This is a genomic window from Actinophytocola sediminis (assembly GCF_054779715.1).
In genome coordinates this window covers 63358-76000 of sequence record NZ_BAAGXS010000011.1, presented here as the reverse complement: position 1 = coordinate 76000, position 12643 = coordinate 63358, and the positions used below count along the sequence as shown (strand labels likewise).

16 protein-coding genes are annotated in these 12643 nt (G+C 71.1%); 6 read left to right on the top strand and 10 right to left on the bottom strand.

Going from position 1 to position 12643, the window contains the following annotated elements; translation table 11 throughout:
- Positions 1-48: 48 nt before the first annotated feature.
- A complete protein-coding gene (locus ACYVIP_RS07225) occupies positions 49-2175 on the top strand; it encodes a 2Fe-2S iron-sulfur cluster-binding protein (protein WP_460393356.1) in 2127 nt (708 codons plus the stop codon).
- Here ACYVIP_RS07225 and ACYVIP_RS07220 read toward each other — a convergent pair.
- Genes ACYVIP_RS07220 through ACYVIP_RS07200 form a run of 5 tightly spaced genes read right to left on the bottom strand, consistent with a single transcriptional unit; the run spans position 2126 to position 5020 of the window.
- Positions 2126-2449 (bottom strand): hypothetical protein, encoded by a 324-nt coding sequence (locus ACYVIP_RS07220; RefSeq protein ID WP_460393354.1) that lies wholly within the window; start codon positions 2447-2449, stop codon positions 2126-2128. The two genes, ACYVIP_RS07225 and ACYVIP_RS07220, sit on opposite strands and share 50 nt — an antisense overlap.
- Before the next feature lie 52 nt (positions 2450-2501).
- Positions 2502-2945 carry a helix-turn-helix domain-containing protein gene (locus tag ACYVIP_RS07215; protein WP_460393352.1) on the bottom strand — a complete coding sequence of 148 codons (444 nt, stop codon included), beginning with the start codon at positions 2943-2945 and terminating at the stop codon, positions 2502-2504.
- Positions 2946-2980: 35 nt separating this feature from the next.
- Complete coding sequence (locus tag ACYVIP_RS07210; RefSeq protein WP_460393350.1) at positions 2981-3415, bottom strand: hypothetical protein; 435 nt, start codon at positions 3413-3415, stop codon at positions 2981-2983.
- An 8-nt stretch (positions 3416-3423) separates the two neighbouring features.
- Positions 3424-3924 (bottom strand): VanZ family protein, encoded by a 501-nt coding sequence (locus ACYVIP_RS07205; RefSeq protein ID WP_460393348.1) that lies wholly within the window; start codon positions 3922-3924, stop codon positions 3424-3426.
- A 37-nt stretch (positions 3925-3961) separates the two neighbouring features.
- Positions 3962-5020 carry a hypothetical protein gene (locus tag ACYVIP_RS07200; protein ID WP_460393346.1) on the bottom strand — a complete coding sequence of 353 codons (1059 nt, stop codon included), beginning with the start codon at positions 5018-5020 and terminating at the stop codon, positions 3962-3964.
- Between the two features lie 58 nt (positions 5021-5078).
- Here ACYVIP_RS07200 and ACYVIP_RS07195 point away from each other — a divergent pair, with 58 nt between their 5' ends.
- On the top strand, positions 5079-5582 hold the full coding sequence (locus tag ACYVIP_RS07195) for a GNAT family N-acetyltransferase (RefSeq protein WP_460393344.1): 504 nt from the start codon (positions 5079-5081) through the stop codon (positions 5580-5582).
- Positions 5583-5591: 9 nt separating this feature from the next.
- Entirely contained in the window at positions 5592-5990 is a 399-nt protein-coding gene (locus tag ACYVIP_RS07190) for an acyl-CoA thioesterase (protein ID WP_460393342.1), read from the top strand.
- Here ACYVIP_RS07190 and ACYVIP_RS07185 read toward each other — a convergent pair.
- Positions 5987-6511 carry a GNAT family N-acetyltransferase gene (locus ACYVIP_RS07185; RefSeq protein WP_460393340.1) on the bottom strand — a complete coding sequence of 175 codons (525 nt, stop codon included), beginning with the start codon at positions 6509-6511 and terminating at the stop codon, positions 5987-5989. The two genes, ACYVIP_RS07190 and ACYVIP_RS07185, sit on opposite strands and share 4 nt — an antisense overlap.
- Before the next feature lie 156 nt (positions 6512-6667).
- Here ACYVIP_RS07185 and ACYVIP_RS07180 point away from each other — a divergent pair, with 156 nt between their 5' ends.
- Complete coding sequence (locus ACYVIP_RS07180; protein ID WP_460393338.1) at positions 6668-7465, top strand: hypothetical protein; 798 nt, start codon at positions 6668-6670, stop codon at positions 7463-7465.
- A gap of 132 nt (positions 7466-7597) precedes the next feature.
- Here the strand turns inward: ACYVIP_RS07180 and ACYVIP_RS07175 are convergent, their stop codons facing one another.
- On the bottom strand, positions 7598-8287 hold the full coding sequence (locus tag ACYVIP_RS07175; RefSeq protein WP_460393336.1) for an MBL fold metallo-hydrolase: 690 nt from the start codon (positions 8285-8287) through the stop codon (positions 7598-7600).
- On the bottom strand, positions 8284-9057 hold the full coding sequence (locus ACYVIP_RS07170) for a 2-phosphosulfolactate phosphatase (RefSeq protein WP_460393334.1): 774 nt from the start codon (positions 9055-9057) through the stop codon (positions 8284-8286). Before ACYVIP_RS07170 ends, ACYVIP_RS07175 begins: the two co-directional genes overlap by 4 nt.
- A gap of 37 nt (positions 9058-9094) precedes the next feature.
- On the opposite strand from ACYVIP_RS07170, the gene ACYVIP_RS07165 reads away from it, so the two are divergent.
- Positions 9095-9565, top strand: coding sequence for a ribose-5-phosphate isomerase (locus tag ACYVIP_RS07165; protein WP_460393332.1), 471 nt, complete (start codon positions 9095-9097; stop codon positions 9563-9565).
- Between the two features lies 1 nt (position 9566).
- A complete protein-coding gene (locus ACYVIP_RS07160; protein ID WP_460393330.1) occupies positions 9567-10373 on the top strand; it encodes an Fpg/Nei family DNA glycosylase in 807 nt (268 codons plus the stop codon).
- A gap of 2 nt (positions 10374-10375) precedes the next feature.
- Here ACYVIP_RS07160 and ACYVIP_RS07155 read toward each other — a convergent pair whose 3' ends face one another.
- Both ACYVIP_RS07155 and ACYVIP_RS07150 read right to left on the bottom strand, forming a co-directional pair.
- Positions 10376-11803 carry an aldehyde dehydrogenase family protein gene (locus tag ACYVIP_RS07155; RefSeq protein WP_460393328.1) on the bottom strand — a complete coding sequence of 476 codons (1428 nt, stop codon included), beginning with the start codon at positions 11801-11803 and terminating at the stop codon, positions 10376-10378.
- Positions 11804-11892: 89 nt separating this feature from the next.
- A complete protein-coding gene (locus ACYVIP_RS07150; RefSeq protein ID WP_460393578.1) occupies positions 11893-12507 on the bottom strand; it encodes a mycothiol-dependent nitroreductase Rv2466c family protein in 615 nt (204 codons plus the stop codon).
- Positions 12508-12643: the final 136 nt, after the last annotated feature.

Below are 12643 nucleotides of genomic sequence, written 5' to 3'. Positions count from 1 at the left end.
GGGTGCCGTGCACCTGGCTGAAGGGGGATTCCGATGCGGCTTCACCGCATGACGACGGTCGACGAGATCGAGGCGACCGTGGGACAACCGCCGCCGATGATCATGCTGAAGCAGATCAGCGCTCTTGACGAGGGCTGCCGGACCCTCCTGGCGCACTGCCCCCTCGCGGGTTTCGGCTACCGCGATGCCGACGGTGTCAGCCGCACGACGTTCATCGGCGGCGTGCTGGGGTTCGTGCGGGTGCACTCGCCGACGCGACTGTCGTTCACCCTGCCCGATGGCCGGGCGCACGGGCCGGTGTCGTTCCTCTTCCTCCTGCCGGGTGTCGGCGAGACGTTGCGGGTCAACGGTTCCGTGGCGAGGACGAGGGGCGCTGAGACGTTCGTCGATGTCGCGGAGGCCTATGTGCACTGCGCGCAGGCCGTTATCCGCTCGCGGCTGTGGCAGCCGCCCACTCCCGCCGAGCCGGCGTCCGGGGTGGACGGTGATGGGCCGTTGTGCGGGCCTGGTGTCGCGAACTTCCTTGCCGCCGCGCCGTTTCTCGCTTTGTCCACTTGGGACAGGTCGGGGGGTGGGGACACCAGCCCGCGTGGGGACTGGCCGACCGTGGCGCGGATCCTGGACGGCCGCACGCTCGTCATCCCGGACCGCAGGGGCAACAAACGCACCGACAGTCTCCGCAACCTGCTCCAGGACGATCGGCTCGCCTTCGCCGCCCTCGTTCCTGGTCGGACCGGGGTGCTGCATGTGCGCGGCCGGGGCTCGATCACTGACGACCCCGCGTTGCTGGAGACGATGTCGTTGCGCGGGACGCCGCCGCACGCGGCGCTGCTCATCGATGTCGAACACGCCGAAGTGACCGGCAACGACGCCGTGGCCCGCTCTCGCGTCTGGACCGCACACCTCGAACGCGGCACCGTGCCGGACCTGATGGTCCTGGCCGGCGATCACCTCGCCGCGAACCTGGCCGACGCCGAGAAGGGCGTGCTCGCGCGCGTGCTCACGGTCGTCGCGCGGATCCCCGGGATCGGCCGCGTGTTGCGGCTGGTGATGAACCGCGCCTACCGGTCCGGGCTGCGCAAGGAAGGGTACGAGGTGCAGCGGCCGAGGCGTTCGGCCGTCGCGCCCGTGGTCGAGCGCCCGTCGCGGGAGGTACGGATCGCCGAGATCCGGCGGGAGACGCCCAGCGCGGTCACCCTCGTGCTGGCCGACGCCGAGCCGTTCCACTTCCGGCCAGGGCAGTTCTTCACGCTGGTCACCGACATCGATGGCCGACCGGTGCGCCGGGCCTACTCCGCGTCGTCGGTTCCGGGAGCGTCGCGGCTGGCGGTCACGGTCAAGCACGTGACCGGCGGCCGGTTCTCCACCCACGTCCACCGCGGCCTGCGCGCCGGCGACCGGCTGTCGGTGCGCGGTCCGTCCGGGGCGTTCCACGTCGATCCGGCCGCGGCGCACGAGGTCGTCCTGATCGCCGCCGGCAGTGGGGTCACCCCGATGATGAGCGTGATCGCCACCCTGCTCGGCACACCGGCGGCCGGTCGGATCTCGTTGCTCTGCAGCAACCGCGGTGCGCAGGAGGTCATCTTCGCCGACGAGCTCCTTCGGCTGGAGCAGGAGCATCCGGAACGGTTGTCGGTCACCCACGTCCTGACCGAGGTGCACGGCCGGCTCGATGCCGAGGGCGTGCGCCGCTGGCTGACCGAGCCGCGGCGGTCGGCGGACGCCCGGTACTACCTGTGCGGACCCGAGGCGCTGATGGACACCGTGCAGGGTGTGCTGGCCGAGCTCGGGGTGCCGGACGACCGCGTGCACCGCGAGCGCTACACCAGCGGGGCGGACATCACCACCACGGCCGCCGGGCCGCAGGAGATGGTGGTCCGGGACGGGGCGCGCGCGGTCGGGTCCGTGGTGGTCGAGCCCGGCCAGACGCTGCTCGACGCCGGGCTCGCGGCGGGGCTGCCGATGCCGTACTCGTGCACGGTCGGCAACTGCCGGGACTGCATGGTGCGGCTCCGCGACGGCGAGGTCGCGATGAACGAGCCGAACTGCCTGACGCCGCGACAGAAAGCCGACGGCTACGTGCTGGCGTGCGTCGGCTGCCCGCTGTCCACGGTCACGCTGGACCTCAGTCCTGCTTCAGATCCAGTGGTTCCTGGAAGTTCCAGCCGATGTTGATCGGCTTGCCGGGGCGGACGCGGGACGCGGCCGCGCTCGCGCCCTCCTGGATATAGGGAAACACGGCGGGCAGCACGTTTTCCTCCAGAAAGGCGGCGACGTCGTCGTCGGTGGCGTCGACCTCCAGGACGCCGCTTTCGAAGCCCGCTACGTGAGTTTGGGAAATGCTCAACTTGTCGTCATAGAGCTGCGTGGTGATCAGGAAGACGACCGCGTCGTCCTCGGCGCGAAAATGGAAGTCCATGCGGAACGGGTCATCCGACGCACGTTCCACCGGTTCAACTGTCGCCTGGTAATACGTGCAGCGGACATACCTGGGGCTCGCCTTAGCCACCGGCCGCCGCCGGTACGCGGAGGATTCGGCCGTCCGCGTGGGCGTTGACCTTGCGCCAGCCCGCCGGCGACGACTCGGCCCGCACCCTGTGGTGACGGGACGCTTCCGTCGCGGTCACCCGGTGCACCCGTCGCGGTACCTCGATCGCGGCCCCCGCGGCGGCGTCGGTCACCTGGTGTGTCACCTGCGCGCCCACGGCCATCGCGTACCGGCGCAGGGTCGAGAGCCGGGGATCGCTGGACATGGACTCGATGTCGGAGACCACGCTCTGCGTGCGGCCCATGAGCCGGCCGAGGTCGGTCTGGCTCAGGCCATGCCGCTTGCGCAGTTCCACCAGCTGACGCACCCACCGGTGGTCGGCCTCCGTCAGGCCGCGCGCGAGGAGCTGTTGGGGGTCCGGCTCGGTCATCCCCAGTGCCGCGTCGAACTCGTCCATCGACGCCACCTCCTCGGTATCGGTTATTACCGATATTAGCTGGGGTGGTCCTCAGCCCACCACGTGTACCGGGTCACCGCGCCGTCGATGTCCCTGTCCTGCAGGTCAGCGGTGGTTTTCTCGTTGAACAGCAGGCTGAGCATGATCCGCTGCTGATGACGGCGCAGCGGCTCGCAGTAGTACATCCGCCACTGCCGGTCCTCGATCTGCCACCGGAGCTCGTGCAGGCCGGTGGCTCTGACCAGATCCGTCTTCACGTCGTCCGGCGGCGTCAGCGCCCCGCGCTCGGCGGCCTTCAGCTTGGCCCGGATCGCCTCGACGAACAGCGCCCTGGCGATGGCGCCCTCCTCCTCGGCCACCCACGCGGCGGCCTGCTTGATCTCGGCCAGCGGCACCGAGACGCCGTCGAGCTCGTAGAACCGCCACGTTCCACCGCCGCTGAACGCGAACGACACATGCCACCCCGCCACCGAACCTCCTAGCTGCTGGCCACCTCGCCGGATCGGCTGAGTTTGCTGGTGCCGCCGGCCAGGAGGACCGCGATGACCGCGCCCGCGGTGTTCATCGCCCAGTCGTTGGTGTCGCAGGCGCGGCCGATGGCCGGGGCCAGCGCCTGGACCGCCTCGATCGCGGCGGACAGCGCTGTGCCGACGGCGAGGGTCAGCAGCGGGCGGCGGGTGGCCAGGGTGGCGAAGAAGACCGGCGGGATGAACAGGGCCACGTTGGCCAGCAGCTCCACCGTGCCGAGTGTGGGCATGGCGAACTGGAGCGTGCAGACGGCATAGGCCCGGCCGGCGGTCGGCACGAGGGTCAGCGCGACCACCGGCACCAGGGACAACACCACCAGCGTCCACATGATCCGCTGTCCATGCCGGCGGACCCGCAGGAGCAGATAACCGACGCCGACGCACACCACGGCGATCAGGACCAGCGCCACCGGCACGAGTGCCGAGTGGTCCAGCAAGAAGTTGGTGATCATTGGAGAACTGATCCTACGTTCCGGCGACGACGGGCTTTCAGTGGCCGCTGAACGCGCGTAACCGCAATCGGGTCGCGATATTCTCGATGAACCAGTCGGTGAAATGGTCGAGGTCGGCGTGGACCGCGGCACACCACGACTGTTGGTTCAGCACGGCGAGATACTGCCGCACGATGTGGTCCCGTTGTTCACCGGTACAGCCGGATTTCTCCGGGATTCCGGACGCCAACTGGTCGGCGATGACCGCCGCGTGGAAATACCTGCTCGCCGTGGGTGGCTGTCGAGCCAGGTGCGCGGCGTGCGCGGCGAGCACGATGGACGCCGGCGGGTAGTGCGCCAGGGTCATGCCCATGCCGCCGCAGTCCGCCATCGCCGCGAGCAGGCGGGCGGTGTGGTCCACCAGGTCGTCATCGATGTCAGAATCGATATCAGGGGCGACGATCGCCTGGTGCAGATGCGCCGCGGTGGCGACCTGGCCGGCGAAGTAGCCGTTGAGGAAGTCGCCGTCGCAGGCGTGGCGCAGCAGCCACTGGCGGGACGTTCGGGCGCCTCGCTGGCAGAGCGCCTCGATGACGTACACCCGGCCCCAGCCGGTGACCCGTTCGGCCAGCCACATCAGGGCCTGCTCGCCGCCGCGTCGACGGGTCAACGCCGCGGCGGCCAACGGTCCGAACCGGTTCGACAGCAGGCCGATGGTCTGGATCAGCGGGATGTCCTCCTCGGCGGAGTCGGTGGCCAGCAGTGCCAGCCCGACGGTGGCCGAGCGGCGATCCGTGCCGTGGCGCACCAACCATCGACCCGTGTGCCGCACGCGCTGCCGGTCCGCGCGCAGTGCCGCCGAGGCGATGTGCTCGTTGTGGTGGATCGGGACGTCGACGTCGTCGAACGCGAGTTCGCTCGGCCGCGCGTCGGGGTTGGCGAAATAACGGTTCAGCAGGTCGGCGACCGCCACGCCGCTCAGCCGTGAGTCCGTCCGCGGTCCCCGCCGATGGCCCTCGTCGTCCGGGTAGGGCTCGCCGGCACGGGGCAGGGGCGCGTCCGGAGATCGCTGATGCAGGCGGAGTGCGTGCAGGAACAGGGAGTTGAGCCCGGTCATGGCGATGATGGTCGCAAATCACGGACAACGCCTGACCTGGGCCATACGTCCACTACCCATGGTTGACATCACTGTCCGGCCGGCGGTCATCGGCGACGCGTCGTCGGTGCTGCGGCTGCACGTGCGCGCACGGTCGACGGTCTACCGAGGACACCTCGACGACGCCGAGCTCGCCGAGGACAACCGGCGCGAGGTCGCGGACTACGAACGAATGGTCACCCGCCAGGACCGCACCGTGCGGTGTGCGGAGATCGGCGGGCACCTCGTGGGGTTCATCGTGTTCGGGCCGCCCTACCACCCCGATCCCGATCCGGCGGTCGGCACCGAGCTGTACCAGCTCCAGGTCGACCCGGACCATCACCGGCGCGGGATCGGCACCCGGCTGCACGCCGCGGCCGTCCAGACCCAGCCGGCGACCGTCGCCCGGCTGTGGGTGTGGGAGTTCAACGAGCGCGCCCGAGCGTTCTACCGTGCCCACGGATGGCACCCTGACGGGCACGTCCGGCCGGACGACCCGCGGATCGGCCAGTACCGGCTGCTCGGCTATCGGCTCACTCTTTAGGAGGTCAGCGTGGCCACACCGTTCACCCATCGGCTCCGGGTCCGCTACAGCGAGTGCGACCAGCAGGGTGTCGTCTTCAACGGGCAGTACCTGTTCTTCTACGACGTCGCCATCACCGAGCTGTGGCGCGAGCGCGTCGGGCCCTACCAGGCGATGGTCGACGGCGGGCACGATCTCGTCGTGGCCGAGGCGCGGATCCGGTTCGTCGAGGGCGCGAAGTTCGACGACGAGCTGGACATCACCCTGCCCATCGAGCACCTCGGCACCACCAGCATGATCATCCACCCGGTGTTCCGCGTCGGCGAGCGGCTGATCGCCGACGGTGAGGTGCGGCATGTGTTCGTCGACCCGGCCACGCTGGGCAAGACCCCGATGCCCGACCACATCCGGGCGGCGCTGTCCGGTTAGCCGGTTCCGGCGGCGTACTCGACCTCCAGCACCGGCCGGCCGTCACCGAAGTCGTGCTCGCGCCGCCGGCCGGTCTCCTCGAAGCCGAACGACGTGTAGAAGCCCCGCGCCCGGTTCGCGCCCGCCATCGTCCACAGGCGCACCCGGCCGAACCCACTGTCGCGCAGCCGCTCGAACGCGGTGTCCATCAGCGTCGCCGCGACCCGCTGGCCCCAGACCGACGGGTGCGCGTAGCAGTCGAGCACCTCCGCGTCCGGCGTGCGGTCGCTGTGCGGCCCGAAGTACACGAACCCGGCGACCCTCGGCCCGCGCTCGGCCACCAGCATCGTGTGCTTGCGATACCGCCACTCGCCGAGCACCGACGTCCACACCGTGCGCCGTCGCTCCGCGAGCCGGTCCAACCAGTCGCGTTCGAACAGATCCCGGTGGCCCGCCCGCCACGCTTCCGCATGTACCTCGCCGATGGCTTCGGCGTCTGCCACGGTGGCCTCACGCACCAGTAGCGGCGATCCGACCCTCATGAACGATCACCCTACGTCCGGAGGGTGGTCAGTTACCACCTGTCAATGCGTATACACAGTCAATTTTGTCCTGGATCCGGACGGAACTCCCGGCGCGGCGTGCCCGTTGACCACGTAGACCGGTCCAGACGAAGCCGGTGAATCGGGAGGGGAGCCATGGTCACCCTGATCGTGGTCATCGCGTTACTTCTGGTTGTGGTCGCGATCGGCACGACCTTCGCCAGGAACCAGGCCAACGCCAGGGAGGCGCGCCTGGAAGACGCCAAGGCCGACGCCCGGCGCTGGGTCGAGCGGCTCGGCGGTCAGGTGATGAACCTGACCGGCACCGACGTGGCCTCCAGCCAGGCCATCGCCGACGCCGCCGAGCGCTACACCGCGGCCGGCTCCCAGATGGAGCAGGCCGCCACCATCGAGCAGTGCCGGCTGGTGACCAAGACCGCGATGGAGGGCCTCTACTACGTCCGCGCCGCGCGCACGGCCATGGGCATCGACCCCGGCCCGGAGCTGCCGCGCGACCCCGACCAGGAACGCGCGGGCAAGGTCACCGAGAACCGCCAGGTCAGCGTGGAAGGCCACGACTACGAGGCCTCCCCGGAGCCGGGCCGCCAGACCCCGCACTACTACCCGGGTGGCCGCGTGGCCGGCCGGCCGGTGCCGCAGGGCTGGTACAGCGAACCGTGGTGGAAGCCGGCGCTGGTCGCCGGCGCGTGGGGCCTCGGGTCGATGCTGCTGTTCAGCACGATGTTCGCCGGCATGGCCGGCATCCCGGACGCGGCCGCGTGGGAGCAGGGCTACGACGCCGGCCAGCAGGACGCCATGGAGTCCGGCGACGGTGGCGGTGAGGGCGGCGATGGTGGAGATGCCGGCGGCGACATGGGCGGTGACTACGGCGGCGACTACGGCGGCGGGGACTTCGGTGGCGGCGATTTCGGCGGCGGCGACTTCGGGTTCTAGTGCCCGAGAGCCACGTGGCACCGGTGCGATGCCCTGAATGAGGCATTGACGACGCTCACCGTCCCCAATGAGGCATTCAGGGCAGTTGACCTGGCCCCGCGGCAACGGGTGCGGGGTCAGGTCATTGGCGTACTAGCGGCCGGCCAGGTCGGCGCGTTGGGCGCGGACGAAGTCGGGGGTCACTGGCTCGCCGTGACCGGGGACGACGACCGTCGGGTCGAGCGAGAGCAGCATGTCCAGCGCCGCCGGCCAGTGCGCCACCACCGCGTCCGGGCCGACCGAGGGCGGCGCGCCCTGCTCGACCAGGTCGCCGGCGAACACCACCGCGGCGTCCGGCACATGCACCAGCACGTCGTGGTCGGTGTGCGCCAGGCCGGGATGGACCAGGTCCGCCACCCGCCCACCCAGGTCGATCGTGACCCGGTCGGTCAGCAGGTCCGTCGGCGCCACCAGCCGCGCGGCGGCCAGCCTGCCGGCCAGCTCGGGCCGGCCCTCCGCCCGGTAGCGCTCGACCCAGGCCCGGCGGTCCTCGGCCGAGTCGGCCATCGCGGCGGCACACCGCTCGTGGGCCACCACCGGGCAGGGCAGGAACGCCGCGGTGCCGAAGAAGTGGTCGAAGTGCGCGTGGGTGACGACCACCGTCCACGGCAGCGGCGTCACCTCCCGGATCGCCGCCGCGAACTCCGCCCCGTGCGTCTCGTCGGTCCCGGTGTCGATCACCAGGCAGCCCGTCGCGCCGACGACCAGACCGAGCGTCTGGTCCAACTCCCGGTACCGCCTGGCGTACACCCCGGCGGCGACCTCCAGCCAGCGACCACTCACGCCCGCACCAACACCCCGTCGGCCAACACCGGCACCACCTCGCTGACGTCCACATCGGACGCGAGCGCCACATCGCCAGGCAGGTCGGCCGCGATCAGCTCCCGGCCCGACACCGACCCGGCCACCAGCGCCGGCAACCGCTCACCCGCGGCCCGGAAGGTCATCGCCGCCAACTCGGCCTCCGGCGACGGACGCGCCGCCGCAACCGCGGCCGCGATCGCCCCCGCGCCGAGCCAGTCCTCGATCGAGGGCCGCAGCGGCCGGTCGTCGATGTCGCGCCAGCGCTCCCCCGCCGCCACCACCCCGACCGGCCCGCCGGCGGCCAGGGTGTGCGCCGCGGCGGCCACCGCAGACGCGTTGCGCAGACAACCGGCGAGCACCGTCGCCCCCGTCCGCGCCGCCGCCGCGCACAGCGTCGCGCCGTTGGGCGAGGCGATGCCAAGGAACGTGCCGGCCGGCACCTCGTCCAGCGACGATGGCCGCAGCGACCAGCCGGCCGAGCGGTCGGCGGCCAGGCGCGCGCCGTCCAGGCCGGTCAGTCCCGCCGGCACCAGGGTCGCGCCCGCCTCGGCGGCCAGCCGCGCGCCGCGCTCGTCGCGCCAGGGCAGCGCCAGCACCCGCCCGCCCCGGCCGAGCACGATGTCGACCGAGGTGGTGAACACCAGCACGTCGACCACGACCAGCACCGCGCAATCCTGGCCGAGGGCGCGCACGCCCGCACTACCCCACTCGACCCGGAGGTCGTAACCATCCTGGGCATAGACCGTCATCCGGCCGATCCTGCCAGAGCTGGCAGAATGCCAGGCCGTGCGTGTTTACCTGGGATCTGACCACGCGGGCTTCGAGCTGAAGGCCCGGCTGGCCGAGCACCTCGCCGGCGAGGGCCACGAGGTGGTCGACGTCGGCCCCGCCACCTATGACGCCGAGGACGACTACCCGCCGTTCTGCATCGAGGCCGCGCGCCGGGTGGTCGCCGACCCCGGCAGCCTCGGGGTGGTGCTCGGCGGCTCGGGCAACGGCGAGCAGATCGCGGCCAACAAGGTCGCCGGCTGCCGCGCCGCGCTCGCCTACAACACCGAGACCGCGTCGCTGGCCCGCCAGCACAACGACGCCCAGGTCGTCGCGCTCGGCGCGCGCATGCACAGCCCGGCGGAGGCCGCCGAGATCGTGTCCACGTTCGTCGGCACGCTGTTCTCCGGTGAGGCCAGGCACGCGCGGCGGATCACCATGGTGGCCGACTACGAGCGCACCGGCGAGCCGCCCGCGCTGCCGAGCTGACATGCCAGAGGGACACACCCTGCACCGGCTGGCGCGCCGGCACCAGAAGCTGTTCGGCGGGCAGGCGGTGCGGGTGTCCAGCCCGCAGGGCAGGTTCACCGCCGGAGCGTCTCTTGTGGACGGTCGGGTGCTGCGGCGCGCGGAGGCCTACGGCAAGCACCTGTTCCACGTGTACGACCGGGACGCCGTGGTGCACGTGCACCTCGGGCTGATCGGGGTCTTCCACGAGCGGCCGTTACCGGAGACCCCGGTGCGCGGCGCGGTGCGGATGCGCATGGTCGGGCAGACCCACGTCGCCGACCTGACCGGGCCGATCCGCTGCCAGGTGATCCCGGCCGTGGAGATGACCGCGCTGCTGGCCGAGCTCGGCCCGGATCCCCTGCGGCGCAACGCCGATCCGGAGCAGGCCTGGGCCCGGCTGACGCGCTCGAAGCAGCCGGTCGCCCAGCTGCTGCTCGACCAGCGGGTGCTCGCGGGTGTGGGCAACGTGTACCGGGCGGAGGTGCTGTTCCGCCATGAGGTGAACCCGCTGACCCCCGGCCGGGACCTGGACCACGCACTGTGGACGGACCTGTGGACCGATCTGGTGACGTTGATGCGCAGGGGAGTGCGCACCGGCCGGATCGACACCGTGGCACCCGAACACATGCCGCGCGCGATGGGCCGGGCGGCCAGGGTCGACCGGCACGGCGGCGAGGTGTACGTGTACCGGCGGGCCGACCAGCCGTGTCTGGTGTGCGGCACGCCGGTGTCGACGCGGGAGCTGGCCGGGCGCAACCTCTACTGGTGCCCGGTCTGCCAGCGCTGACCTCAGCGCTGGATCGACTTCACCTCGGTGAACTCCTCCAGGCCGTAGCGCCCGAACTCCCGGCCGTTGCCGGACTGCTTGAACCCGCCGAAGGGCGCCTTGTGGTTGAACCGGCCGCCGTTCACGTCCACCTGACCGGCCCGCAGCTTGCCGGCCACCGCGAACGCCCGCTCCTGGTCGCCGCCGAACACCGCGGCCGCGAGCCCGTACTGGGTGTCGTTGGCGATCCGGATCGCGTCCGCCTCGTCGGTGTAGGGCAGCACGCACAGCACCGGCCCGAAGATCTCCTCCTGGGCGATCGTCATGTCCGGCCGCACGCCGCCGAACACCGTCGGCCGCACGTAGAACCCCGGCCCGTCAACGGGATCGGGACCACCGATGGCCAACGTGGCGCCTTCGGCGACGCCCTTGCGGATGTAGTCGACCACCCGATCGCGTTGGGCCGCCGACACCGACGGTCCGATGCGGGTGGACTCCTGCGCCGGGTCACCCGGCTGGTACTTCGACGCGGCGGCCACCGCGGCCGCCACCGCCTCGTCGTGCCGGTCGGCCGGCACCAGCAGCCTGGTCAGCGAACTGCAGGCCTGCCCGTTGTTCATGAAGCTGTTCCCCACGGTGATCTTCACCGCGCGCACCAGGTCGGCGTCGTCGAGCACCACCGAGGCCGACTTCCCGCCCAGCTCCAGGGTCACCCGCTTCACCGTCTCCGCGCCGACCGCGGCCACCCGCCTGCCGGCACGCGTGGACCCGGTGAACGAGACCATGTCCACCAACGGGTGCGCGGCCAGTGCCTCGCCGACGACCGGGCCGGTGCCGTGCACCAGGTTGAACACCCCGGCCGGCAACCCCGCCTCGTCGACGATGGCCGCCAGCAACCCCGCGGTCAGCGGCGCCACCTCGCTCGGCTTCAGCACCACCGTGCAGCCGGCCGCCAGCGCCGGAGTCAGCTTCGCGACCATCTGCTGCAGTGGGAAGTTCCACGGCGTGATCGCCGCGACCACACCGATCGGGTCACGCACGATCGTGGAGTTGTCGACCGTGACCGGGTCGAGCGCGCCGCTCGCGATCTCGTCGAGGACGCCGGCGGTGATGCCGACCGGGTTGGTCACCTGCACGTTGCGGGCGAAGCCGATCGGCGTGCCGACCTCGGCGGTGATCGTCGCGGCCAGCTCCTCGGCCCGCGCGCGCAGACCGTCGTTGATCCGGCCGACGGCCGCGACCCGCTCGGCCAGCGGGGTCGCCGACCACGACGGGAACGCCTCGGCCGCGGCCAGCACCGCCGCGTCGGCGTCGGCCGGGGTGCCTGCCGGCACCGACGCGATGACCTCCTCGGTCGCCGGGTTCACCACGTCGATGCGCTCCACGCCGTCCGGCTCCGTGAACGTCCCGCCGATGTAGTGCGCGGTTCGGACCTGGGTTGGCGCGGCCATGGATCCTCCATCGACTGTGATGCTGGCTGTGCTGCTGGCTGTGACGCTTGGGCCTGTTGTTGGCCCCAAGCCTGTCACAGCAGCGGGGTTCAGTCGAAGGACAGCTCGCCGGTCCGGGTGCGCTTGATCTCGAAGAAGTTCGGGAAGCTCGCCAGGGCGACCGCCCCGTCGAACACCTTCACCGCGTCCTGTCCACGGGGGATGGAGTTCAGCACCGGGCCGAAGAACGCCACGCCGTCGACGTGGATGGTCGGCGTGCCGACGTCCATCCCGACCGGGTCCATGCCCTCGTGGTGGCTCGTGCGCAACGCGTCGTCCCACTCGGTCGAGTGCGCCGCTTCCGCCAGCTCAGCGGGCAGGCCGACCTCGGCGAGCGACTCCTTGATGACCACGTCGAAGTCCTTGTTGCCCCGGTTGTGGATCCGGGTGCCCATCGCGGTGTACAGGTCGCGCAGCACACCCTCGCCGTGCTTGGCCGCCGCGGCGATCGCCACCCGCACCGGGCCCCACCCGTTGTCCAGCATCCGCCGGTAGTCCTCCGGCAGGTCTCGGCCCTCGTTGAGCACTGAGAGACTCATCACGCGGAACCGCAGGTCGATGTCCCGGTGCTGTTCCACTTCCAGAATCCACCGTGAGGTGATCCACGCGAACGGGCAGAGTGGGTCGAAGTAGAAGTCGACCGATGTCTTGCTCGGTGAAGTCATGTCCATGTCAACCACGGCCCCCGACAACTTTCTTCCCGTTCTCACCCGTCTGGCGGGCGACACACCTGGCGAGAGTGCTTGGATGCGAACGAACGCGATTGCAGTACCGACCAGTACCAATTCAGAGGCTTTGAGG

Coding starts and splice junctions, on each gene's coding strand:
- ACYVIP_RS07180 (WP_460393338.1), top strand. CDS start 6,668: ATGGTCACCCTGATCGTGGTCATCGCGTTACTTCTGGTTGTGGTCGCG.
- ACYVIP_RS07155 (WP_460393328.1), bottom strand. CDS start 11,803: ATGGCCGCGCCAACCCAGGTCCGAACCGCGCACTACATCGGCGGGACG.
- ACYVIP_RS07185 (WP_460393340.1), bottom strand. CDS start 6,511: ATGAGGGTCGGATCGCCGCTACTGGTGCGTGAGGCCACCGTGGCAGAC.
- ACYVIP_RS07200 (WP_460393346.1), bottom strand. CDS start 5,020: ATGACCGGGCTCAACTCCCTGTTCCTGCACGCACTCCGCCTGCATCAG.
- ACYVIP_RS07170 (WP_460393334.1), bottom strand. CDS start 9,057: ATGACGGTCTATGCCCAGGATGGTTACGACCTCCGGGTCGAGTGGGGT.
- ACYVIP_RS07195 (WP_460393344.1), top strand. CDS start 5,079: ATGGTTGACATCACTGTCCGGCCGGCGGTCATCGGCGACGCGTCGTCG.
- ACYVIP_RS07205 (WP_460393348.1), bottom strand. CDS start 3,924: ATGATCACCAACTTCTTGCTGGACCACTCGGCACTCGTGCCGGTGGCG.
- ACYVIP_RS07215 (WP_460393352.1), bottom strand. CDS start 2,945: ATGGACGAGTTCGACGCGGCACTGGGGATGACCGAGCCGGACCCCCAA.
- ACYVIP_RS07225 (WP_460393356.1), top strand. CDS start 49: ATGACGACGGTCGACGAGATCGAGGCGACCGTGGGACAACCGCCGCCG.
- ACYVIP_RS07160 (WP_460393330.1), top strand. CDS start 9,567: ATGCCAGAGGGACACACCCTGCACCGGCTGGCGCGCCGGCACCAGAAG.
- ACYVIP_RS07150 (WP_460393578.1), bottom strand. CDS start 12,507: ATGACTTCACCGAGCAAGACATCGGTCGACTTCTACTTCGACCCACTC.